Raw genomic sequence first — 21863 nt, 5'->3', positions numbered from 1 at the left:
GGCCGTCAGCGCTTGGCGTGACGGCCGCGGCGCCCGGCGCCGCCGCCATCGGCGGGCGGCTCCTGGCCCTGCCCCTGGTCGTCCCGTGCGGCCGCTTCCTTCTTCGACCTGCTGCGGGCGCGCAGGTACTCGACGCCGATCGGCACCACCGAGATCAGCACGATCAGGACGAGCATCGCCTCGATGTTCTTGTGCACGAACTCGAACTGCCCCAGGCCCGCTCCGAGGAGCGTCACCCCGACGCCCCACAGGACGCCGCCGATGATGTTGAACGTGATGAACGAGCGGTAGTTCATCCGGCTCACACCGGCGATGATCGGTGTGAACGTCCGCACGACGGGCACGAAGCGCGCCAGGATCAGCGACTTCGGGCCGTACTTCTCGAAGAACTCGTGGGCCTTCTCGACGTTCTCCTGCTTGAAGAGGCGGGAGTCCGGACGGTTGAAGAGCGACGGGCCGACCTTGCGGCCGAAGAGATAGCCCACCTGGTCACCGATGACCGCCGCCAGCCCCACCAGGACGCAGACCAGCCACAACGGGGTGTGCAGCTTGCCCGTCGTCACCAGCAGGCCCGTGGTGAACAGCAGGGAGTCCCCGGGCAGGAAGAACCCGATCAGCAGCCCGGATTCGGCGAAGACGATGACCAGCACACCGATCAGCCCGAACTGCGCGATGAGATAGTCCGGGTCCAGCCAGCTCGGTCCGAGCGCAAGCGTATTCAAGGGTCCGGGCTCCAGGATGTGGTCGTTGACGGCTGCGTGGCCGCCCAAAGCTATCAACGCAACGGACCGCGTACGGGTTCCACTGGCCCCCGTGGAAGTGTGCAGCGGCCCAACCGGGGCAAAACTGGGTGCAGGAGGTGTCACCCATGGGCATCGAGGATTACGGCGGCGGTCAGTCGGCACAGCCCGATGTGCTGATCGTCACCACCAACGACGTTCCCGGCCACCAGGTGACCCAGGTCATCGGTGAGGTGTTCGGCCTGACCGTTCGCTCCCGGCATCTGGGCAGCCAGATCGGGGCCGGGCTGAAGTCCATGATCGGCGGCGAGCTGAAGGGGCTGACCAAGACCCTCGTCGAGACCCGCAACCAGGCCATGGAACGGCTGGTCGAGCAGGCGAAGGCCCGGGGCGCCAACGCGGTGCTGATGATGCGCTTCGACGTGTCCGAGGCGGCCGACGTGGGCACCGAGGTGTGCGCCTACGGCACGGCCGCGGTGATCAGCAAGCTCTGAAGCGTTACGGGGGCGGGGCGCCCCGCCCCCGTAACGCCCGTCCCGCTACTCCCGGCGGTCCGCGTTGGCGTTGATCGCGTCGCGCAGGTGCGCGGCCAGGCCCGGCCGCATCGAGTCGTAGAACGCCTTGAACTGCGGGTCCGCGACGTACATCTCGCCGAGCCCGCGGTGGATCTCTGGCGTGCAGTCGTAGAACCAGGTCGTGATGTGGAGCCGGTGCTCCTCGGCAAGGTCCGTCGCGCGCTCGCCGGTGGCCGGTTCACCGGCCGCCATCAGCGCGTCGTACCGCTCGCCCCAGGACGCGACCTCCTCGCGCATCCGCTGCCAGTCCCCTTTGGTGTACCGGGCGGTCCGGCGCTGCGACTCGGCGTAGGTGTCGGTGTGGCCCCAGCGGCGCTCCGCCTCCTGCGCGTGGCGCTCCGGGTCCTTGTCGCCGAAGACCTCGAACTTCTCCTCGGGCGTGAGATTGATGCCCATCCTCCGTGCCTCCATGGCTGTCTCGACCGCTGCGGCCATCCGCTGCAGTGCGGCGATCCGGTCCGACAGCAACGCGTGCCGCCGGCGCAGGCTCTCCTTCGGGTCCGCGTCCGGGTCGTCGAGCAGGGCCGCTATCTCGTCGAGCGGGAAGCCGAGCTCCCGGTAGAACAGGATCTGCTGGAGCCGGTCGAGGTCGGCGTCGTCGTAACGCCGGTGCCCCGCACGGCTGCGCCCGCCGGGCGTGAGCAGCCCGATGTCGTCGTAGTGGTGCAGGGTGCGCACCGTGACCCCGGCGAAACCGGCGACCTGTCCCACGGAGTGCTCCATGGCTCCGCGCTCCTCTCCGTGTGCTGTGTACATGTCCGAGCCTGCGCCCTGACGTGGCGTGAGGTGCAACTCCGAAATGGGGCCGCACTCCGACCCTTTGGCGGCTTATACGGCTTTTGCCTCGCTATGGTGAGCCGATGTCCACCGATTCCGCTGTCTCCGCCGAACCGGCCCCCGCCCGCAGGCTGCTGCCCCTCCTCGTACCGGCGCTGGCCGTCGGGGTGGTCTCGGCCCTCGTGCTGCTCGGCGTCAGCCTGCTCGCGGACCGCTTGCAGGACGTGCTCTGGGAGACGCTGCCCGACGCGCTGTCGATCGGCCGGTACTCCTCGCTGTGGATGATCGTGATGCTCACCGCGATCGGTCTGGTGGCCGGGCTGGTCATCCGGGCGGTGCCGGGCCGGGCCGGGCCCGATCCGGCGACCATGGGCCTGGTCGATCCGCCGCTGCCGCCCGGCGTGGTGCCGGGGCTGCTGCTGGTGACGGTCGTGGCCCTGGCGGGCGGGGTCAGCCTGGGTCCGGAGAACCCGATCACGGCGGCGAACATCGCGCTGGCCTTCTGGGCGGGGCGCCGGTTCGTGCCGGGCGCCCCGGCCGAGCTGTGGGTGGCGCTCGCCGCGGCGGGCACCATCGGCGCGCTGTTCGGCACCCCGATCGCCGCCGCGCTGATCCTCACCGAGACGCTGGCCGCGCGGCCCGGCACGGGCGAGCTCTGGGACCGGCTGTTCGGCCCGCTCGCGGCGGGCGCCGCAGGCTCCCTCACCATGACGCTGGCCGCCCACCCCAGCTTCGACCTCTCACTGCCCGCCTACACCCACACGCACTGGGGCGACCTGCTCTCCGCCGTCGTGATCACCTCGGCCGGGGCGGTGCTGGGGCTGGCGGCGGTGTACGCGTTCCCGTACGCGCACCGCGGCTTCCGTGCCGTACGGAGTCCGGTCCTGGCGCTGACGCTGGGCGGGCTGCTGCTCGGCCTGCTCGGCGCCCTGGGCGGCCATCTCACCCTGTTCAAGGGGCTGGACGAGGTGAAGGAGCTGGCGGCCGACCCGGACGGCTGGTCGGCCGGCCGGTTCGCGCTCATGGCCGTGGTGAAGGCCGCGGCCCTGCTGATCGCGGCGACCTGCGGATTCCGGGGCGGGCGGATCTTCCCGGCCGTGTTCGTCGGCGTGGCGCTCGGCCTGTGCGCCCACGCCCTGGTCGACGGGGTGCCGGTGGCCGTCGCGGTGACGTGCGGGGTGCTCGGGGTGCTGCTGGCGGTCACCCGGCAGGGCTGGCTCAGCCTGTTCACGGCCGCGGTACTGGCCTCCGACATGAACCTGCTCCCGCTGCTCTGCGTCGCCACGCTCCCGGCCTGGCTGCTGGTGACGGGGCGTCCGCAGATGCAGCTGAAGGAGGACGGCACACCGCTGCGCTGAACCCGGGCGGACCTTCCCGGCGCGCCGGGTGCCCGGAATCTCCGTATGGTCGGATTCGTACGGCCTCGCGGCCAGGAACCGAGAAGGGCAGGTCGGCGATGCCGCTCCACAAGGGCTCACCCCGCAGCGAACCGTCCGCCGAGCAGCGCAGGCTGGCCCTCAACCCGTTCTTCGGGGAGGCCGACCCGACCGCCGGGATGGAGTCGGCGCCACCCCGGCACAAGCTCCCGGACAGCGCGCTGCCGCCCGCCACCGCGTACCGCCTGGTCCACGACGAGCTGATGCTCGACGGCAACTCGCGGCTCAACCTCGCCACCTTCGTCACCACCTGGATGGAACCCCAGGCCGGGGTGCTGATGAGCGAGTGCCGCGACAAGAACATGATCGACAAGGACGAGTACCCGCGCACCGCCGAGCTGGAGCGGCGCTGCGTGGCGATGCTCGCGGACCTGTGGAACGCCCCCGACCCCACGACCGCGGTGGGCTGTTCCACGACCGGCTCCAGCGAGGCCTGCATGCTGGCCGCGCTCGCCCTCAAACGCCGCTGGGCCATCCGCAACGCCGACCGCTACCCGGCGACCGCCAGGCCCAATCTGGTCATGGGCGTCAACGTCCAGGTCTGCTGGGACAAGTTCTGTACGTTCTGGGAGGTGGAGCCGCGGCTGGTCCCGATGGAGGGCGACCGCTTCCATCTCGACCCGCAGGCCGCCGCCGACCTCTGCGACGAGAACACCATCGGCGTGGTCGGCGTCCTGGGCTCCACCTTCGACGGTTCCTACGAGCCCATCGAGGAGCTCTGCGCCGCCCTCGACGCCCTCCAGGAGCGCACCGGCCTGGACATCCCCGTCCATGTGGACGGGGCGTCCGGGGCGATGGTGGCGCCGTTCCTGGACGAGGACCTGGTCTGGGACTTCCGGCTCCCCCGGGTCTCCTCGATCAACACCTCGGGGCACAAGTACGGGCTCGTCTACCCGGGTGTCGGCTGGGCGCTGTGGCGCTCGCCCGCCGAGCTGCCCGAGGAACTGGTCTTCCGGGTCAACTACCTGGGCGGCGACATGCCGACCTTCGCCCTGAACTTCTCCCGGCCCGGCGCACAGGTGGTGGCGCAGTACTACACCTTCCTCCGGCTGGGCCGGGAGGGCTACCGGGCCGTGCAGCAGGCGTCCCGGGACGTGGCCCGGGGTCTTGCCGAACGGATCGAGGACCTGGGCGACTTCCGCCTCCTCACCCGGGGCGACCAGCTGCCGGTGTTCGCGCTGACCACCGAGCCGGGGGTGACGGCGTACGACGTCTTCGACGTCTCGCGGCGGCTGCGCGAGCGGGGCTGGCTGGTCCCGGCGTACACCTTCCCCGCGAACCGGGAGGATCTGTCGGTGCTGCGGATCGTGTGCCGCAACGGCTTCTCCTCGGACCTCGCGGAGCTGCTGCTGGAGGACCTGCGGCTACTGCTGCCCGAACTCCGTTCCCAGGACCACCCGTTGAGCCGGGACCACGGACCGGCCACGTCGTTCCACCACTGAACGCCTTACCGGCTGAGCCCCGCGAACCGCCGTACCGCCAGCGGGAAGAAGACCGCGAGCAGCACCAGGGGCCAGAGCACCGCGAGGAGTCCGGCGTGCCCGGCCGCCCAGGAGTCGCCGCCGCCGCCCGGGTTGCCGAACAGCCCGCGTACCGCCGTGGCCGTCGCCGACATCGGGTTCCACTCGACGACCGCGCCCAGCCACCCCGGCATGGACGCCGGCGCCGCGAACACGTTGGAGAGGAAGCCGACCGGCCAGACCAGGATCTGCACCGCCTGCACCATCTCCGGCCGCCCGGCCACCAGCGCCAGCAGGATGCCGAGCCACAGCATCGCGAACCGCAGCAGCAGGAGCAGCCCCACCGCCCCCAGCGCCGCGGCCGCCCCGTCGTGCCACCGCCAGCCCATCGCGTACCCCACCGAGGCCATCACGGCGAGCGCGGCCACCGACTGGAGCATGTCCGCGACGGACCGGCCGACCAGCACCGCGCCGGAGGCCATCGGCATCGAGCGGAACCGGTCGACCACGCCCTTGCTGAGGTCCTGGGTGACCGCGAGCATCGTCGCCTCCAGACCGAAGGCCATGGTAAGCACAAGCATGCCCGGCACCAGGTACTCGGCGGTGTCGCCCTCCACGCCCCGGCCGCCGCCGACCAGGTAGTTGAACATCAGCAGGAGCATCACGGGGAAGGCCAGCCCCACGACGACCTGCACCGGCTGCCGTGCCCAGTGCGCCAGTTCGCGCCGGGTCATGGTCCAGGAGTCGGATACCGCCCAGCCCGCCGCACTCATGCCGCCACCTCCACGTCGTCCGCTCCGCGCCCGGTCAGGGACAGGAACACCTCGTCCAGCGTCGGGCGGCGCACCGCGATGTCCTCGGCCTCGATGCCCGCCTCCTCCAGCGCCCGCACGGTCCGGGCGAGCGCCGCCATCCGGTCCGCCGCCGGGGCGCCGGCCAGCCGCCGGTCCCGGTCCACCACCGCACCGCCGGGCAGCAGCCCGGCCGCCCGGTCGAGCTCCGCAGCGTCGCGGACGACGACGTCGATCCGGTCGCCGCCCACCATCGCCTTCAGCTCGTCTGCGGTGCCCTCGGCGGCCACCCGCCCGCCGTCGACCAGCGAGATCCGGTCCGCGAGCTGGTCGGCCTCCTCCAGGTACTGGGTGGTCAGCAGCACGGTCGTGCCGCCGCCGACCAGGGAGCGCACGGCCGCCCACACCTCGGCCCGGCCGCGCGGGTCGAGCCCGGTCGTCGGCTCGTCCAGGAAGAGCACCTCCGGGTCCGTGATCAGCGAGGCGGCCAGATCGAGCCGCCGCCGCATGCCGCCGCTGTACTCCGCGACCGCCTTGCGGCCGGTGTCCGCGAGCCCGAACCGCTCCAGCAGCTCGTCGGCCCGGACGCCCGCCCGGCGTGCGCCCAGGTGGTACAGCCGCCCGAACATCTCCAGGTTCTGCCGGCCGCCGAGCTGCTCGTCGACCGCCGCGTGCTGCCCGAGCAGCCCGATCCGGCGCCGGACCTCGCCCGCCCGGTGCCGTACGTCGTAACCCGCCACCTGCGCCCGGCCCTCGTCGTGCCGCAGCAGCGTGGCCAGGACGCGGACCGCGGTGGTCTTCCCCGCGCCGTTGGGGCCGAGCACCGCGTGCACGGTGGAGCGGGCCACCGCGAGGTCGAGGCCGTCCAGCGCCCGTTCGGCGCCGTATCGCTTGTGCACTCCTTCGACGACGATCGCGTCGGTCAAAATCGCCACACCCTCTCGTAGTCAAACTTGACTAGCGAGGGAAAGGTATCCGTCGGCATCACATTCGTCAAACTTGACTAGTGAGCGTCCCCGGGATCGGCCTCGCCGGTCGCGTAGGGGTTCTCCTCGCCCTCGGCCAGTACGCCGACGAACGGCTCGCCCTCACCCGCGAAGGTGTACGCGCCGCCCTCGATCCGGGCGATCAGCCCCCGCGTCCACTCGGCCCCGGCGTCCGCCGAGTGCACCCACATGTTCATGATCTCGCCGATGTGGCCGATCGACTCGGGCCCGGCCTCCGGCGTGTAGTACTCGGTGACCGACGTCCGCCACCTGGCCAGCCCCGCCACCCGCTCCTTGAGCAGGGACACCGCCTCGGACCGCTCCAGGTCGACGATGCCGCCCAGCCCCGCCGACAGCACGTCCAGCTTCTGGTCGTACGAGGTCAGGGCCGCGCGCAGCAGCGTGAAGTACTCCGCGTCACCCTGTTCGGTGATCTCGTACTCGGTGCGCGGCGGGCCGCCGGCCGTGCTCGGGGCGACCTCGTGAGCGATCAGCACGCCCTGCTTCGCCATCTGCTTCAGTGCGTGGTAGATCGATCCGGGCTTGGCGCTGGACCACTCGTGGGCGCCCCAGTACTCCAGGTCGTTGCGGATCTGGTAGCCGTGCGCCCGGCCGTGCTGCCGTACGGCGCAGAGGACCAGCAGCCGGATCGCGGACATACCCACACACCTTTCTACTCAATTTTGACGAGAGTAGCGGTGCGCGATTCAGAGTGGGAAAACGCTCCGGCCGTGCTGGATCGATATCCACTTCTGGGTGGTGAAGGCGTCCACCGTCGCCTCGCCGTTCAGCCGGCCCGTCCCGGAGTCCTTCTCGCCGCCGAAGGCGACCAGCGGGTCGTCCTGGACGGTGGTGTCGTTGACGTGGAACATCCCGCTGCGGATCCGCCGGGCGAACCGCACCCCGCGCTCGACGTCCGCCGTGTGCACGGCGCCGCTGAGCCCGTACGGGCTGTCGTCGGCGAGCCGTACGGCCTCCTCCTCGCCGTCGAAGGTGACCAGCAGCGCCACCGGGCCGAAGATCTCCTGGGAGAGCAGCGGGGAGTCGTCCGCGAGCCCGGTGAGCACGGTGGGCTCCACGAGGTTGCCCCGGGTGCGGCCCCGGACCAGCGCCGTGGCGCCCTCGGCGACCGCCTGGTCGACCAGTGCGGTCAGGGCGTCGGCCTGGAAGGTGTTGATGACCGGGCCGATCTCGGTGTCCGGGTCGCGCGGGTCGCCGGTCCGCAGCGCCGCCACCCTGGCGGTGAACTTCTCGGTGAACTCGGGCGCGACCGCCCGGTCCACCAGAATGCGGTTGGCGGCCATGCAGACCTGGCCCTGGTAGACGAAGCGGCTGAAGACCGCGGCGTCGACCGCGTAGTCGACGTCCGCGTCGTCGAGCACCACCAGGGCGCTGTTGCCGCTGAGTTCGAGGATGGTGCGCTTGAAGAGCGCGCCCGCCGTCGCGCCGACGTGGCGGCCGACCCGGTCCGATCCGGCGAAGGAGATCACCTTGGGCACGGGGTGCTCTATGAACGCGTCGCCTATCTCGGCCACATCGGTGATCAGGACGTTGAGCAGTCCGGCCGGCAGTCCCGCGTCATGGAAGATCTTGGCGACCAGTCCGCCGCCGACCACCGGGGCGTTCTGGTTGGGCTTGACGACGACCGCGTTGCCGAGCGCCAGGGCCGGCGCGACCGACTTCATCGTCACCAGGAAGGGGAAGTTGAAGGGACTGATGACGCCGACGACCCCGACCGGCTGCCGCAGCAGCCGGTTCTCCTTGCCGTCCACCGGGGAGGCCAGGATCCGGCCGCCGGGGTGCAGCGCCTGATGGGCGGCCTCGCGCAGGAACTCCTGGGCGGCGCGCAGTTCGTAGCGCGCCTTGGAGCGGGTGCCGCCCAGCTCGTCGATGACCGCCTCGACGATCTCCTCGGCCAGTTCCTCGGTGATCCGCAGGGCCCGTTCCATCACCCGGGCGCGCTCGTACGGGCTCGTGGTGTCCCAGGACCGCTGGGCGCGCTCGGCCGCCCGGTAGGCGAGGTCGACCTCTTCGGCGGTGGCGATGGTGATCGCGGCGAGCTTTTCCCCGTTGTAGGGATTGAAATCGATGATGTCCCACGAGCCGGTCCCGGTGCGCCATTCACCGTCGATGTACTGGTCGGCCAGTTCGTGGAAGAAGGACATGCGATCCCTTACTGCAGGTGCAGACTCCTGTGGGGATGTCATGGTACTGAAATATCAGGTGAGTTGGAGTAGACCACGGAGCAGATCCCGGCTCTCCTCGGGACCGGGGCTGTCCGCGTGGAGCCGCACCATCGCCTTTTCGTACTGGGCGACTTCTTCGGCCTTGTCCAGATAGAGCGCACTTGTCAGCTGCTCCAAATAGACAATGTCCGACAGATCGGATTCCGGGAATCGCAGCATCGTGAATGAACCGCTCTCTCCCGCGTGCCCGCCAAAACTGAAGGGCATCACCTGGAGGGTCACGTTCGGCTGTTCCGACATTTCGATCAGATGCCGCAGTTGATCGCGCATCACCTCGCGCCCGCCGTAGGGGCGGCGCAACGCCGCCTCGTCCAGGACGGCGTGGAAGCGCGGGGCCCGCTCGGCGACGAGGGCCTTCTGCCGCTCCAGCCGCAGCGCGACCCGGCGGTCGATCTCGGCGGCGGGGGCGCCGCGCATGCCCCGGGAGACGACCGCGTGGGCGTAGCCCTCGGTCTGCAACAGGCCGTGAACGAACTGGACTTCGTAGATCCGGATGAGCGAGGCCGCCCCTTCCAGACCGATATACGTCTGGAACCAGCCGGGCAGCACATCGCCGAAACTGTGCCACCAGCCCGCCACGTTGGCCTCCCGCGCCAGGCCGAGCAGGGAGTCGCGCTCGCCCTCGTCCGTGACGCCGTAGAGCGTGAGCAGGTCCTCGACGTCCCTGGCCTTGAAGCTCACCCGTCCCAACTCCATGCGGCTGATCTTCGATTCGGAAGCCCGGATGGAGTAGCCGGCCGCCTCACGGGTGATACCGCGCGAGTCACGCAGCCGTCTGAGCTGTGAGCCCAGCAGGATGCGCCGCACCACGGATCCACTCGACTCGCCTGCCGCCACTGGTCCAACCCTCCCCATCGCTTCCCTGGCATCGGAGCTCCCCCTGAACCCCAGGGGCCGGATTCTGCCATCAAAACGCTTCAGCCCGTACTCATTCGATTACGGAAATGGCAAGACTTGCCCAGGACTTCAAAACTCGCCCAGGGAAGAAATGACCCAGAACCGGCACGGGGTCGGACAGGTCAGGCACGTGCACGTGCATCTGCCCTTGCATCTGCCCTGCGCATTCGGAACCATGGGCGTCGCGCACCTGCGTGCTCGTTCGTGTTGTGCCGCTGTACCCGAGTACCCGTAGTACCGAGACAGCCGCGAATCCCGGGAGTGCCTCGCATGGGGACGAATGGATCGACGATGCTCGCGCCCTTAAGGCAGGGGCTTCCCCCCATCGATCCCTCCGCCGCCTCCGGGTCAGCCACCTGCACCCTGCCCGCCCGCTACGAGGCCGTCGGCGGGGCCAGACAGTTCACCAGGTCGACCCTGACCGGCTGGGATCTGAGCGAGCGGTTCGACGATGTCGCCCTCGTGGTCTCCGAGTTGGTCACCAACGCCCTGCGGCACGCACTGCCCGCCGACCTCCCGCGCGATGCGCAGGACCCGCCCGTACGGCTGCACCTGATGCGCTGGACCTCACGGCTGGTGTGCGCGGTACGGGACCCGAGCCAGGCGAGCCCGGTGGCCTCCGAGGCCGCCGACTCCGCGGAGTCGGGCCGAGGCCTGTTCCTGGTGGAGTCCTTCAGCGACTCCTGGGGCTGGCACCCCTCACCCGTGCTCGGTGCGGAGAGCGCCGCCGGCGTGACCCTGCGCGGGAAGGTCGTCTGGGCGCTGTTCCGGCTGTCCGAACCGGCGTGACACTCCGCCGGATGCCCGGAACCGGCCCGGCGTGACATTCCGTCGGGCGGACCGGATGACGCCGCGCGCGACGGCGGGTCAAATGTGCGGGGCTGCCGGGCGACCGGGCGGGGCTCAGCCCTCCGCTACGAGATGGTCGAACTCCCCGTCCTTGACGCCGAGCAGCAGCGCCGCTATCTCGGCCGGCGTGTAGACCAGCGCCGGCCCGTCGGGGTGGCGCGAATTGCGCATCGCCACATCTCCGCCGGGCAGTTTCGCGAACTCCACGCACGAGCCTTGGGAGTTGCTGTGTCTGCTCTTCTGCCAGGCGACTCCGCGAAGCTCTGTCGCCGCCATGCCGTTGTACACGTGGTGCACAGGACGCTCCCCGAGTTGCAAGGTGCAAGTGTCAACTGTCTCGGATCATAGCTGTGTTCAAATTCCTATGCATGAGCGGATGCATGCGCAGATGCACGTGCACGCGGGGTGTTCCCCTGATTACAGCTTCTTGCAGAAGAGACGGACGGCGGGCCGTTTTCGCTCCCGTATCCCGGAGTTGACCGCCTCAATCCCGTTGCGACTCACTGGTAGCTTGGATGGTCTTTCGTCATCCAGGGGGAATTCCACATGCGCAAACTCGTACGTACCGGTGCAGTTGTCGCCACCGGACTGCTGACCGCACTCGCGCTCACCGGCTGCGGCAGTGACAACGACAAGCCGGACGCGGACAAGGGCTCCGGCTCCACCGCGACCCCGGCGCCGGACGGCGGCGACGGCTCGTCCACCGGCGGCGACGCCGCGCCGACCGGCGGGCTCAAGGCGCTGGAGGGCGCCTGGGCCGGCCAGACCGGCGGCAAGGCCGTGGTGCTGTCCGTCGCCTCGGGCAAGGCGGTCGTCGTCGCCGACTCCCATGTCTGCTCTGGCAACGCCAAGGGCGCGGACGAGGTGACGCTGCAACTGAAGTGCGCCGACGGCGACACCGACCGCACCTCCGGCACCGTCGAGTCCAACGACGGCAAGACCGTGGTCGTCTCGTGGGACGGCGGGACCAAGGACTCCCTCGGCAAGACCGACGCTGGCTCGCTCGAAGGGCTGCCCGGCCTGCCGACCCCGTAACGCCCCGGCGCGCGCACCCGGCCGCCCTCAGGCGCCCGGCCTGCCGGTCGCGGACGGCGGCCGCGACTCCTGGGGCGTGTTGTGAAAGTCCCGTCCGCCCGGCGGCGCCGGCCCGCCCTCCGGGCGGACGACGCTACTTTCCGAACACTCCCTAGCCGCCGTCCAGGCCCCGGGAGAACTCCTCCAGGGCTTCGAGCAGGAGATCGGCCCCATTGCGCACGACCGGGTCCGTCTCCCCTTCGCGCAGCAGCTCCTGCTCGTCCCACGCCTCCAGCGCCTCCCGCACCGGCCCCCAGTCCGGCACCCGCCGCTCCCGCACCGCCTTCGCGCCCTGCTCGGTGGCCCTGCGCAACGCCTCGGCCAGCGGACCGGCCTCCGGTACCGGGGTGGCGCCGCTCTCCGGGAGGTGGGCCTCCATCAGCATCGCGACCCGGCCGAGCTGGGAGAGGGCCTGCTGGGTGTCGCCGGCCGCGGCGTGCGACAGACCGCGGTGGCGCACCGGTTCGTGCTGGGCGCTGGCCACCGCCTCCTGCCAGGCGACCCGGGCCGCACGGGTGCGCAGCAGCGCGTCGCGCACGTCGTCGTGGCCCCGGTCGGCCGGGTGGGCGTACTGGTCGACGACCGCGGCGGCGTAGCGGCCGTCCTCCTTGAGCCAGTCGCCGAGCCGGTTGCGCAGCCTCGGGGTCTCCCACGCCGGGTAGACGGCGTACGAGATCATCGCGAGGAGTCCGCCGGCGAGGGTGAGCACGAGCCGTTCCAGCACGGTCTGCGACCAGTCGTCGCCCGCCATGCCCAGCAGGAAGACCACGTACGCGGCGACGCAGGCCTGTCCGACGGAGTAGCCGGTGCGCATCAGCAGGTACATCAGCAGGGCGCAGACCACGGCGAGCGCGGCGGACAGCTCCACCCCCGGGTGGGCGGTCTGCACAATGACGGTGGCGACGAAGACGCCGACGACGGTGCCGCCGAAGCGGGCCACGGAGCGTTCGTACGTCTTGGAGAACTCCGGCCGCATCACCATGACGGCCGTCATCGGCGCCCAGTAGCCGTGGCCGTAGGGCAGCAGGGTGCCGATGAGGTAGCCGGCGCCCGCGACCACGGAGATCCGGATCGCGTGCCGCAGGATCGGGGAGCCGGGGTGCAGTTCGCGGCGCATCGACTTGACGACGACCGGGACCAAGCGCAGCAGGGTGGGGCGCCGCTGGTGCTCCACCTGCCGCCGGCCCCGGCTCGCGACGATGGCGTCGGCGGTCTGCTCGGCCTCGGCCCGCTCCTCCTTGGTGCCGTCGCCCTCGGCCGCCTCGATCACGTCGGAGAGGAGGTCGGCGAGCCGGTCGGCGGCGCGCAGCGGCGGGCCGGTGAGCAGCGACCCGGTGTCGGGGGTCTTCAGCGCGGCGACGGCGGACGCGGGCAGCCGCACCGGCTCGCCCTGCCGGATCGCCCTGGCCGCCGCGTCGAGCAGCGATCCGGCGGCGGCGAGCAGTTCGCGGACCCGGTCGCGCTCGGGGCCCTCGGCCGGTACGCCCATGGCCGGGTCCGCGAGTGAGGCGAGCACCGGCCTGATCCGCTCCGCGACCCCGCGTGAGCCGTGCAGTTCGGCGGGGCGGCGGCGGGCCTGGCGCGGGGTGACGGCGGCGGCGCTGCGGGCCTGCATCAGCGGCACCGGGTCGAAGTGGGCGACCGGGTCGTGGCGCAGCCTGCGGGCGTAGTCCGCCTCGGCGGCAAGCGCGTCGGCCAGCGCGTCGCGCTGGGCCCCCCATCTTCGGACCGGGAACAGCACGATCAGCGCCGCCTGGACCACTCCGCCGAACGCGATCATCGCGCCGTGCAGGGCCGCCTCGGCGACGGAGGTGGGCAGCGTGATCGTCACCAGCATGATCGCGACGTTGGACGCGGCGATGATGCCGCCGGTCGGGCCCGCCGCCCAGGCCAGCCCGGCGAGGAAGGTCCAGAGCACCAGCAGCAGCATGAAGACGGGCAGCCGGGAGCCCGTGACGTAGCCGATGAACGTGGACACCGCGAGGCTCGCACCGGAGACCAGGGCGAGCACCGGCCGGGGCCGCCAGCTGCGCTGGAAGGTGGCGATGGCCGCCTGGAACGCACCGAACGCGGCGCCGGCAGCGACCACGGGCCCGAACAGGGCCAGGCTCACGCCGATCACCAGAGCGAGACCGGCCGCGCCGCGGATGGCGATCAGCGGTTCGAGGCGCCGCCGCTCGATCGTCAGCCCCGAGCGGGCGGTCTCCTTCAGCGCCCGGAGCCAGCTCATGCCGAGAGCCTAACCGGATTTACCGTTATGCCCGAGTTGCCGGGGTTTCAGGGGTTGCTTGTGGCGCTGCCGCCTGTTCCGCGTGCGGCGCTGCCTCGGGTTGTAGGTGCGGCGGCGCCTCGGGTTGTACGTATGGCTGCGCGTGCGGCGTCACCTCGGGTTGTACGTGCGGCGGCGCCTCGGGTTGTACGTATGGCGGCGCGTGCGGCGTCAGCCGCGTGGTGTCCGCCCGCCCCGGTCGGAGATCTCCGGCGCGTCCGCGCCCATCCTGGCCCGGTCGGCGGCGGCCGTGCCGTGGGTCCAGCCGTCCGGGTCGACGGCGCCCCGTACCCGGGTGGTCGTGGTCTGCGGGAACATCCGCTCCGCGGTGTCCGTGACCGCCATGTCGCGGGCGGCCAGCACGGGCAGCAGCCCGGGGTCCGTCGCGGTCGACGGCCCGGCCGCGACGCCCTCGGCATCGGCCTCGGCGGTCGCGCGGGCGGTGCCGTCGGCCAGCCGGCGGCCCAGCCGCTGGGCATACGCCATCAGGAAGGACTGCCGGAAGGTCTTGGTCCGCTTGCGCCCGCCGGCCCGCTGGCCCGCCTCGGCCCTGGTCATCGCCACGGTGCCCTGCACCAGCAGCGAGGTGTGCAGCAGCTCGACGGCCTCCAGGTCCGGCTCGAAGCCGACGACCGTCGAGAAGCCGAGATCGCTGTTCCACACGGCGCGGCAGCGGTTCGCGGAGGCGACGGCGTCGAGCAGGATCGCCTTCGCTGTCTCGTAGGGGGCATCCACCCCGATCCGGCAGGCGCCCGGCGCGCGGTCGCTGTGGGTACGGGCGGCGAGCAGCGCCTCGTCGATGCTGTGCCGGGCCATCAGCTCCTGCGCCTTGGTGGTGAGCGCCTCCGCCTCCTCGGGGAACCCGGTCGCCTCCGCCTTGGCCAGCAGCGCCCGGATGCGGGTCAGCATGCGGGGTTCGTCGTGCGCGGGCGGCAGGAGCAGCCCGTCGCGCGGCGCACCGGGCGGGGGCCCGACGGGTTCGATCGCGGGCAGCCGCAGCAGCACCCGGTAGAGCCCGAGCAGCGCGGACGCGTACGAGAACCGGTCCGGCCGCCCCGGCCGGGGCGCCGCAGGCAGCTCGTCCAGCTGGGACTGCCAGCGGGGCGGCAGCCCCTCGTAGCGCCGGACCTGCGAGGCGATCAGTCCGGCGGCGAGCGCGGCCCCGTGCTCGCCGAGTTCACGGCGGACGACCCGTACGAGATCGGCGGGCAGCCAGCCGCGCTCCCAGGCCCGCCGGACGAACTCCTCGCCGCGCCGCAGCAGCTCGGCGTCGGTGGCCGGGTCGGCGGCGATGAGGGAGGCGCCGGTGTCGAGACCGGCGTCGCCGTCCGAGTAGAGGGCGGCCGCGAATGCCTGGTCGATCACCGGTTCCATGAGGTCAGGGTAGGCGTGGTGGGCCCGGCGGATTTAATCCACAGCCTGTGGACGAAATCTGCCGAGCGCCGTCCGCACACCCCGGTCCGACGGCCGCGGGCCGTGCCGAGGTCGGTCCGACGGCCCCGGTCCGACGGCCCCGGTCCGCCGTGCGTCCGGCACGTGTCACGGCAGGAGGACGACCTTGCCCCGGACGTGCCCCGCCTCGCTCAGCCGCTGTGCGTCGGCCGCGTCGACCAGCGGCAGGGCCCGCTCGACCGGCACCCGCAGCTCACCGTCGGCCGCGCGCCGGGCGAACTCGGCCAGCTGCTCGGCGGAGCCGGGGGCACCGGAGAGGAAGGGGACGCCGTGCTCGGCCGCCGCCGGGTCCGCGATGGTGACGATCCGGTCCGTGGTGCCGCCGCGCAGCTCGATGGAGTCCGGCAGCGCACCGCGCCCCGCCACGTCGAAGACCGCGTCCACACCCTGGGGAGCGGCCTCACGGACCCGGCCGACGAGCCCGTCCCCGTACTCCACCGGGGTCGCGCCGATCACCCGCAGGTAGTCGTGGTTGGCGGCGGACGCCGTGCCGATCACGGTCGCGCCCCGGGCCACCGCCAGCTGCACCGCGGCCGAGCCGACGGCCCCGGCCGCCCCGTGCAGCAGCAGCGTCTCGCCCTCGGCCACCGCGAGTTCGTCCAGGACGCGGTGGGCGGTGTCCGCCGCGATGGTCAGCGCGGCGGCGTCCTGCCAGCTCAGCCCGGCCGGCTTGAGGGCGATGCCGGTGGCGTCGGCCAGCACGTACTCGGCGTAGGAACCCGTGACGCTGCGGCCCAGCACCTCGTCACCCACCTCGACACCGGTGACCCCCTCCCCGGTCCGGTCGACCACTCCGGCGAACTCGACACCCGGGATCGCCGGGAGCGAGGTGGGGAACATCTCGCGCATCCAGCCGCGCCGGATCTTGTAGTCCATCGGATTCACCCCGGCGGCCATGACCTTCACCCGGACCTGGCCCGGACCGGGATGCGGGTCCTCGACCCGGGCGGGATGCAGGACCTCGGGTCCGCCGAACTCCTCGAAAACGATCGCTTCCATCGTGCCTGTCCCCTCGGTCGGTCCTCCGGACCCCGGAGCAGGTCCGTGTCGATCTTCCCGTCTGCGACCCGCCGGTGCCAGCCGCCTCGCACTGTCAGTGCCGGGTGCCAGACTCGGTCATATGACCGAACGTTGGGCCCTGGCCACCACGGAGAGCGGTGGCGCCCGCCTCGTCCCGCTGGACGGCGCAGGCCTGCCCACCGCCCCGGTCGTGACCGAACCCGACCTGGCCGAGGCCGTCCGCTCCCGCCCCGGAGTCACCCGCTGGGTGTGGCGTTCGACCAACGAGATCTACCCCCGGCTGCTCGGCGCCGGAGTGACCGTCGAGCGCTGCTACGACATCGAGGCTGCGGAGTCCCTGCTGCTGGGACACGAGGGCCGGCTCGGTGAACCCCGCTCGGCGGCCGCCGCCCACGCCCGGCTGCTGCGCGCCCCGGTGCCGCGCGATCCGGCGCCGCGCCATGCGGTGCCCGGCTCCCAGTCCTCCCTGTTCGAACCCCGGTCCGGCACCGATCTGTCCTTCGACGCCCTGCTCCAGGTGTACGCGGAGCAGCTCACCCGGCACGACGCCACGGACCGGCCGGGCGGGATGCGCCTGCTCACGGCGTCCGAGTCGGCCGGCATGCTGGTCGCCGCCGAGATGCACCGCGCGGGGCTGCCCTGGCGGGCCGACGTCCACCGGGACGTCCTCCAGGAGCTGCTGGGCGAGCGGTACGCGGGCGGCGGTGAGCCCCGCAGGCTGGCCGAGCTGGCCGCCGAGGTGTCGGCCGCCTTCGGACGCAGGGTCCGCCCCGACCTCCCCGCCGACGTGGTGCGGGCGTTCGCCCAGGCCGGCATCAAGGTGAGGTCGACCCGCCGCTGGGAGCTGGAGGGGCTGGACCATCCGGCGGTGCGGCCGCTCATCCAGTACAAGAAGCTGTACCGGATCTGGACGGCCCACGGCTGGAGCTGGCTCCAGGACTGGGTGCGTGACGGCCGCTTCCGCCCCGAGTACCAGCCGGGCGGCACGGTCAGCGGCCGCTGGACGACCAACGGCGGCGGGGCGCTGCAGATCCCCAAGGTGATCCGGCGGGCGGTCGTCGCCGACGAGGGCTGGCGCCTCGTCGTCGCGGACGCCGACCAGATGGAGCCGAGGGTGCTGGCCGCGATCTCCCGCGACCGGGGCCTCATGGAGGTCGCCGGGCACGACGGCGACCTCTACACCGCGCTCTCCGACCGCGCCTTCCACGGTGACCGCCAGCACGCCAAGATCGCACTGCTCGGCGCCGTCTACGGCCAGACCTCGGGCGACGGCCTGAAGAATCTGGCCGCCCTGCGCCGCAGGTTCCCGCACGCCGTCGCCTATGTGGACGACGCCGCGAAGGCCGGCGAGGAGGGCCGTCTCGTACGGACCTGGCTCGGCCGGACCAGCCCGCCGGCGGCCGGCAGCGGGGACGACGGGGAAGCCGGAATACCGCAGGACGGCGGCGACGAGCTCCCCGGGGACGGCTCCGAGTACCCGGCGGACGGTACTTTCACGCCCGGCTACGCCTCGTCCGACGCCCGCGCCCGCGGCCGCTTCACCCGTAACTTCGTGGTGCAGGGCAGCGCCGCCGACTGGGCGTTGCTCCTCCTGGCCGCGCTGCGCCGGTCGATCGCCGCCGCCGGGCTCCGGGCCGAACTGGTCTTCTTCCAGCACGACGAGGTGATCGTGCACTGTCCGGAGGAGGAGGCCGAGACGGTGGTGGAGGCGGTCCGGGCCGCCGGTGAACTGGCCGGGCGGATCGCCTTCGGTGACACACCCGTGCGCTTCCCGTTCACCACGGCGGTGGTGCGGCGGTACTCGGACGCCAAGTGACCGGACGGGTCAGCGGGTACGGCGTGTGCCCCGGGGGAGGAGCCCGGGGCACACGCGCGGCGCGCGAGCCCGGCATGATCCAGACGAGAGACCCTAGGGCCTGTCTTCAAACTGCCGTCTGCCGTCCGGGCGACGACGGCAGTTGAAGACAGGCCCTAGCCGCGTTCCCACAACGCGGGGACGTTCGGCGGCTCCCAGCCGGTCAGGGCGGTGTGCGCCTGCAGACAGCGGTACGCGACCCCGCCGTAAGTGACGCGGTCTCCCGCCTTGTAGAGCGTGCCGGCCGCCCAGCCGCCGCCCGGCTGGGTCGGCGGATCGGTCGGCGGATCAGTGGGGTCCGTGGGGTCCTGCGCGACGTCGAGGACGAAGTCGAAGGTCCCCTCCTTCCCGGAGCCGACGGGCCTGACGTTCATCAGGAGTGCCGGGTCGAAGAGGGTGTCGGGGTTGTTGCGCGGCTCGTCCGGGAAGTAGAGCTGCGTGGTGAGGATCCCCGAGCCGGGCGCCTGGGCCTTCACGTGGATGTGCCGGGTGCGGCCGGGATACAGCCCCGCCACCACCGTGGAGAGGGTGAAGGCGCCGGCCGCGTCGGTGAACTGGTGGCCCCGGAAGGCGAATCCGCTCATGTCGTAGGCGCCGTTGGCGTCGGCCTGCCAGAAGTCGAGCAGCACCCCCGGCACGGGCTTGCAGGCCCGGCCGAAGACATAGCCGCTGACGGTCAGCCGTACGCCCGGCGTTCCGGCGGTCACCAGGCTGGTGCGGAGCGGGGAGTTCGGCTTGAAGTACGGGCCCTCGATCTGGTCGTGGGTCGGCTCGTCGCCGTCGTCGCAGTCCGGTGTCGGGGCGAGCGGCAGGCCGGTGGCGCGGGTGTCGCGTGCCAGCGCCACCCCGGTCCCGGCGAACAACGGGACGGCGGTGGCCACCAGGGCCGCCCTGAGCAGGGTCTTGCGGCTGATCGGCCGGTCCTGGGAGAAACGGTCGACGGGGTCGGGGGACATGGCGGACTCCTCGGGGGTGGGGTGCGGGGTCTGCGGTGCCGGGTCTTGCGGTGCCGGGTCTTGCGGTGCCGGGCTCTCGCCGCAGGGTCTGCGGTGCCGGGTCCGGCGGTGCCGGGGTACTACAGCGCCTGCCACAGCGCGGGGACGTTCGGGGGCGTCCAGCCGGGCTGGGCCAGGTGTCCCTGGAGGCACCGGTAGCTGCCGGAGCCGTATGTCACCACGTCACCCGCGGCGTACGCCGTGCCGGCCGCCCAGCTCCCACCGGGGTCGGTCGGCGGATCGGTGGGCGGATCGGTCGGGGTGCCGCTGGTGACCAGGGTCAGCCCGTACGCCTGGAGCGCCGGGTTCACCGGCTGGAAGTACGTCGTACCGCCCTGGGTGCAGTTGCCCGTGCCGCCGGACGTGACGCCCTGGGCCTGACTCCCGGAGACGAACGAGCCGCCCGAGTCGCCCGGTTCGGCGCACACGTTGGTACGGGTCACCCCGGAGACGGTGCCCTCCTGGTAGGTGACGCTGCTGTTGCGCTGCTGGACGGTGCCGCAGTGCCAGCCGGTCGTCGAGCCCGAGCGGCAGACGGACGAGCCCTCCAGCGCCTCGGTGGAACCGGTGACCGTCACATCGCCGTTGCCGTAGCCGTTCACCAGCGGACGCGGGGTCCAGCCGGTGTTCGCGGCAACCCAGGAGTAGTCGCGGCCGGGGAAGGTGGAGCCCTGGAAGGAGCCCTGCGCCTGCTGGTTGTAGCCGCTGGTGCTGACGCCCGGGGTCCCGCAGTGCCCGGCACTGACGAAGCCGCCCTGGGTGCCGCGCCTGACGGGGAAGCCGATGGAGCAGCGCCCCGAACCGTTCATGTAGTACGCGTCACCGCCGCGCAGATCGGTGAACGTACGTGGCTGTCCCGCCGACTGACTGATCGTCACGAACTTTCGGGACACCCCGGCCGCAGCGAGGAAGGCCTCGGCGGCGGCGCTCCGGTCGGCCTGGACGACGACGCGGTTGGTGCGCACATCGACGTACCAGGCGGGCACGTCCTTCGGCGGCCGGTGCCGCGCCACCCGGTCGAGGGCGTCCTTGGCCGAGGTGAGTTCGGCCAGGCTGTGGGCGACGACGACGGCCCGCGCTCCGGCCTCGGTGATCCTGGCGGTGTCCGCCGCGTCGGTGGTGGCGACGGTCAGCCCGGCCGTGTCACCGCTCACCCGGGCGCCGCCGAAACCGGCGCCGAGGGAGTGCCGCAGTCCGGCGGCCACGGCTGCCGCCCGGGTCTCCGCGCCGATCCTGGCCCGCGCCCCGTCGGCGGTGAGCCCGAGGTCGCGCCGCATCGCCTCGACCAGGCCGGGAGAGAGCCGGTCCGCCCCGGCGACAGGGGACTTGGGGGAGGCAGGGGAGGCGGGGGGAGGGTCGGCGGACGCGGTGCCGGTCAGCCCGGCCAGGCCGAGCGCGCCGACGGCCACGGTGGCGGTGCACGCGGCCAGTGCGCGTCTTCGGAGCATGGAAATCTCCACGGAACTCTCCTTGTGTCGCGGGGGTGTTGCGGGGGAGGCCTTGCGGGGGTGCGGATCGGGCCCCGGGGAGGGGTGTGCTGCGACGGGCTTGTTGCCGGGGAATTGCCGACAACGTAGCCGCGCGCACCCGGATCGAGGAGATCCCGTCCGCCCCATCGCATCGCGTTATGGGGCGGCCTTGACCGGCGGCGGCACGGCGAAACCCGCGCTCCGGCCTCCCCGTTCACGGCCCGCGCGAGTAGGTTCCCCTCATGCGCATAGGCCAACTGCTGGGCACCGGTCGCTCCGCCGACGTATACGAGCTGGACGAGCGGTGGGTCCTGCGGCGCTATCGCGTCGGGCTGGACGCCAGGCACGAGATGCCCGTCATGTCCTACCTGTCGGCCTCCGGCTACCCCGTCCCCCGGCTCGGCCCGCTGCCCGTCTCGGCCGGCCCCGGCGATCTGGTCCTGCAGCGCCTGAGCGGGCCGACGATGCTGGAGTCCCTGATGTCCGGCGAGCTCCAGGGAGCCGAGGGCTCCGCCATGCTGGCCGGTCTGCTCGCGGACCTGCACACCGTCCCGGCGCGGCTCTCGGCCGACCCCGAGGACCGGATCCTCCACCTCGACCTGCATCCGGGCAACGTGATGCTGACGGCCGACGGCCCCGTGGTGATCGACTGGAGCAACACCGCGGAGGGTCCGCCCGCCCTGGACCGGGCCATGACCGCGCTGATCCTGGCCCAGGTCGCGGTCGACCCCCACGACCCGGCTGCCGACGGGGCCCGCGCGCTGGTGCACATCCTGGTGCCGCTGCTGGCCGCCGACGACGGCATCCCGGCCCGTCACCTCGCCGCGGCGGCGGCCCGCCGCGCCGCCAACCCGTCGATGAGCCCGGCCGAACTGGCCCGCATCGGCGAGGCGTCGGACCTGGTCACCGCACTGTCCGCCCTGCCCGGGTAGACCCCGTGCCGTACGCCCCCGGCCCGTACGGCACGGGGTC

General features: G+C 72.2%; 20 protein-coding genes. 7 read left to right on the top strand and 13 right to left on the bottom strand.

The features are described from left to right. Positions 1 to 5: 5 nt before the first annotated feature. Positions 6 to 722 carry a DedA family protein gene (locus EDD93_RS12555; RefSeq protein ID WP_123527725.1) on the bottom strand — a complete coding sequence of 239 codons (717 nt, stop codon included), beginning with the start codon at positions 720 to 722 and terminating at the stop codon, positions 6 to 8. Between the two features lie 146 nt (positions 723 to 868). Between EDD93_RS12555 and EDD93_RS12550 the strand changes: the two genes are divergently transcribed. Beyond that, entirely contained in the window at positions 869 to 1234 is a 366-nt protein-coding gene (locus EDD93_RS12550) for a YbjQ family protein (protein ID WP_123525233.1), read from the top strand. A 45-nt stretch (positions 1235 to 1279) separates the two neighbouring features. Here EDD93_RS12550 and EDD93_RS12545 read toward each other — a convergent pair whose 3' ends face one another. Beyond that, positions 1280 to 2038 (bottom strand): MerR family transcriptional regulator, encoded by a 759-nt coding sequence (locus tag EDD93_RS12545; protein ID WP_123525232.1) that lies wholly within the window; start codon positions 2036 to 2038, stop codon positions 1280 to 1282. 137 nt (positions 2039 to 2175) lie between these two features. Between EDD93_RS12545 and EDD93_RS12540 the strand changes: the two genes are divergently transcribed. Together EDD93_RS12540 and EDD93_RS12535 are read left to right on the top strand one after the other, a co-directional pair. Further along, entirely contained in the window at positions 2176 to 3450 is a 1275-nt protein-coding gene (locus EDD93_RS12540) for an ion channel protein (RefSeq protein WP_123525231.1), read from the top strand. 98 nt (positions 3451 to 3548) lie between these two features. Further along, complete coding sequence (locus tag EDD93_RS12535; protein WP_123525230.1) at positions 3549 to 4970, top strand: glutamate decarboxylase; 1422 nt, start codon at positions 3549 to 3551, stop codon at positions 4968 to 4970. Between the two features lie 5 nt (positions 4971 to 4975). Here EDD93_RS12535 and EDD93_RS12530 read toward each other — a convergent pair whose 3' ends face one another. The 5 genes from EDD93_RS12530 to EDD93_RS12510 all read right to left on the bottom strand — a co-directional run bounded on the left by EDD93_RS12530 (position 4976) and on the right by EDD93_RS12510 (position 9866). After that, a complete protein-coding gene (locus tag EDD93_RS12530; RefSeq protein WP_123525229.1) occupies positions 4976 to 5761 on the bottom strand; it encodes an ABC transporter permease in 786 nt (261 codons plus the stop codon). Next, positions 5758 to 6705, bottom strand: coding sequence for an ATP-binding cassette domain-containing protein (locus EDD93_RS12525; RefSeq protein ID WP_185092485.1), 948 nt, complete (start codon positions 6703 to 6705; stop codon positions 5758 to 5760). The genes EDD93_RS12530 and EDD93_RS12525 overlap by 4 nt, the downstream gene beginning before the upstream one ends. Before the next feature lie 77 nt (positions 6706 to 6782). After that, entirely contained in the window at positions 6783 to 7424 is a 642-nt protein-coding gene (locus EDD93_RS12520) for a PadR family transcriptional regulator (RefSeq protein WP_123525227.1), read from the bottom strand. Positions 7425 to 7472: 48 nt separating this feature from the next. Beyond that, positions 7473 to 8930: an aldehyde dehydrogenase family protein gene (locus EDD93_RS12515; protein ID WP_123525226.1), complete on the bottom strand. Its 1458-nt coding sequence runs from the start codon at positions 8928 to 8930 to the stop codon at positions 7473 to 7475. Positions 8931 to 8984: 54 nt separating this feature from the next. Continuing rightward, positions 8985 to 9866 carry a helix-turn-helix transcriptional regulator gene (locus tag EDD93_RS12510; protein WP_123525225.1) on the bottom strand — a complete coding sequence of 294 codons (882 nt, stop codon included), beginning with the start codon at positions 9864 to 9866 and terminating at the stop codon, positions 8985 to 8987. A 333-nt stretch (positions 9867 to 10199) separates the two neighbouring features. Here EDD93_RS12510 and EDD93_RS12505 point away from each other — a divergent pair, with 333 nt between their 5' ends. Further along, positions 10200 to 10697 carry an ATP-binding protein gene (locus tag EDD93_RS12505; protein WP_123525224.1) on the top strand — a complete coding sequence of 166 codons (498 nt, stop codon included), beginning with the start codon at positions 10200 to 10202 and terminating at the stop codon, positions 10695 to 10697. A gap of 114 nt (positions 10698 to 10811) precedes the next feature. Here the strand turns inward: EDD93_RS12505 and EDD93_RS12500 are convergent, their stop codons facing one another. Further along, on the bottom strand, positions 10812 to 11054 hold the full coding sequence (locus EDD93_RS12500; protein ID WP_123525223.1) for a DUF397 domain-containing protein: 243 nt from the start codon (positions 11052 to 11054) through the stop codon (positions 10812 to 10814). A gap of 249 nt (positions 11055 to 11303) precedes the next feature. Between EDD93_RS12500 and EDD93_RS12495 the strand changes: the two genes are divergently transcribed. Then, positions 11304 to 11792, top strand: coding sequence for a hypothetical protein (locus EDD93_RS12495; protein ID WP_123525222.1), 489 nt, complete (start codon positions 11304 to 11306; stop codon positions 11790 to 11792). A 151-nt stretch (positions 11793 to 11943) separates the two neighbouring features. On the opposite strand, the gene EDD93_RS12490 is transcribed toward EDD93_RS12495, so the two are convergent. The 3 genes from EDD93_RS12490 to EDD93_RS12480 all read right to left on the bottom strand — a co-directional run bounded on the left by EDD93_RS12490 (position 11944) and on the right by EDD93_RS12480 (position 16551). Continuing rightward, the gene (locus EDD93_RS12490; RefSeq protein WP_123525221.1) at positions 11944 to 14061 is read right to left on the bottom strand and encodes an FUSC family protein; all 2118 of its coding nucleotides are present in this window, start codon (positions 14059 to 14061) and stop codon (positions 11944 to 11946) included. A 210-nt stretch (positions 14062 to 14271) separates the two neighbouring features. Next, positions 14272 to 15474, bottom strand: coding sequence for a DUF2786 domain-containing protein (locus EDD93_RS12485; RefSeq protein WP_123525220.1), 1203 nt, complete (start codon positions 15472 to 15474; stop codon positions 14272 to 14274). 165 nt (positions 15475 to 15639) lie between these two features. After that, complete coding sequence (locus tag EDD93_RS12480; protein WP_123525219.1) at positions 15640 to 16551, bottom strand: NADP-dependent oxidoreductase; 912 nt, start codon at positions 16549 to 16551, stop codon at positions 15640 to 15642. Between the two features lie 121 nt (positions 16552 to 16672). Between EDD93_RS12480 and EDD93_RS12475 the strand changes: the two genes are divergently transcribed. Then, positions 16673 to 18388: a bifunctional 3'-5' exonuclease/DNA polymerase gene (locus EDD93_RS12475; protein ID WP_123525218.1), complete on the top strand. Its 1716-nt coding sequence runs from the start codon at positions 16673 to 16675 to the stop codon at positions 18386 to 18388. A 155-nt stretch (positions 18389 to 18543) separates the two neighbouring features. On the opposite strand, the gene EDD93_RS12470 is transcribed toward EDD93_RS12475, so the two are convergent. Both EDD93_RS12470 and EDD93_RS12465 read right to left on the bottom strand, forming a co-directional pair. Then, entirely contained in the window at positions 18544 to 19383 is an 840-nt protein-coding gene (locus EDD93_RS12470; RefSeq protein WP_123525217.1) for a carbohydrate-binding protein, read from the bottom strand. 119 nt (positions 19384 to 19502) lie between these two features. Beyond that, positions 19503 to 20882, bottom strand: a complete 1380-nt coding sequence (locus tag EDD93_RS12465) for an alpha-lytic protease prodomain-containing protein (protein ID WP_398903456.1) — start codon at positions 20880 to 20882, stop codon at positions 19503 to 19505. 251 nt (positions 20883 to 21133) lie between these two features. Here EDD93_RS12465 and EDD93_RS12460 point away from each other — a divergent pair, with 251 nt between their 5' ends. Continuing rightward, positions 21134 to 21823, top strand: a complete 690-nt coding sequence (locus tag EDD93_RS12460) for a phosphotransferase (RefSeq protein ID WP_123525216.1) — start codon at positions 21134 to 21136, stop codon at positions 21821 to 21823. Positions 21824 to 21863: the final 40 nt, after the last annotated feature.

The sequence above is a fragment of the Streptomyces sp. 840.1 genome, assembly GCF_003751445.1.
Lineage (GTDB): Bacteria > Actinomycetota > Actinomycetes > Streptomycetales > Streptomycetaceae > Streptomyces.
Note: the sequence above shows the minus strand (reverse complement) of the source record. Positions and strands in the feature narration are given on the sequence as shown.